The organism is Hahella sp. CR1 (genome assembly GCF_029813005.1).
In the GTDB taxonomy this organism is placed as follows: domain Bacteria; phylum Pseudomonadota; class Gammaproteobacteria; order Pseudomonadales; family Oleiphilaceae; genus Hahella.
In genome coordinates this window covers 1-1085 of the sequence record NZ_JAPELK010000041.1, presented here as the reverse complement: position 1 = coordinate 1085, position 1085 = coordinate 1, and the positions used below count along the sequence as shown (strand labels likewise).

The window sequence follows — 1085 nt, the reverse complement described above, 5'->3', positions numbered from 1 at the left end:
ACTGTAATTTAATTTGTGTATCTGCCTATCACTAGTACCCTATTGCGGGGTTAAGGATAGGCAGACAATGAACCAGAAAGAATTAGAAGCATTTGCCCGCGAGGCAGCCAAATCTCTGAAAACAGAAAAGGATCTCAACGAGTTCCGTCAGATGCTCACCAAAGTGACCGTCGAAGCCGCACTCAATGCGGAGCTGGATGAGCATCTGGGATACGAGAAGCATCAGCCTTCAGATTCAGACAATACCCGAAATGGCTATTCCAGTAAGACCCTCCGTACTGAGGACGGTCAGTTTGAAGTTAACACTCCCCGAGATCGGCAAGGCAGTTTTGAGCCTCAGCTGGTCAAGAAACAGCAGACCCGTTTCACCACCATGGATGACAAGATTCTCAGCCTCTACGCCAAAGGCATGAGCACTCGTGAGATCGTGGCCACCTTCAAAGAGATGTATGGCGCGGATGTCTCCGCCACCTTGATTTCCAAAGTCACGGATGCCGTGATCGAGCAAGTGGTGGAGTGGCAATCCCGCCCGCTGGACGCTATCTATCCCATCGTGTACCTGGACTGCATTGTAGTGAAGATCCGCCAGGACAAGCAGGTGATCAACAAAGCGATCTATCTGGCCCTGGGAGTGAATCTGGAAGGTCATAAAGAACTGCTTGGTATGTGGATCTCGGAGACCGAAGGGGCGAAGTTCTGGCTCAATGTGCTGACCGAGTTACAGAACCGGGGCGTGAAGGATATCCTGATCGCCTGTGTGGACGGCCTGAAGGGTTTTCCCGAAGCGATCAATACCGTGTATCCCCAAACCCAGATACAGCTCTGTATCGTGCATATGGTGCGAAATGCGGTGAAGTATGTGCCGTGGAAAGACTATAAGCCAGTGACGACAGATCTGAAGCGGATCTACCAATCGACCACTGAGGAAGAGGCGCTATCTGAGCTGGACAGGTTTGCTGAACGATGGGATGAGAAATACCCCCAGATCAGCCGTTCCTGGCGCGCTCACTGGGAGAATCTCAGCACCCTGTTCCGCTACCCGGCAGACATTCGAAAGGCCATCTACACCACCAACGCCATAGAGT

At 51.9% G+C, this 1085-nt stretch carries 1 protein-coding gene; it reads left to right on the top strand.

Annotated elements, in window-relative coordinates:
- Positions 1 to 67 precede the first annotated feature (67 nt).
- Positions 68 to 1085, top strand: a 1018-nt coding sequence (locus ONV78_RS31815) for an IS256 family transposase (protein ID WP_279508610.1), incomplete at its 3' end; no start/stop codon positions are given.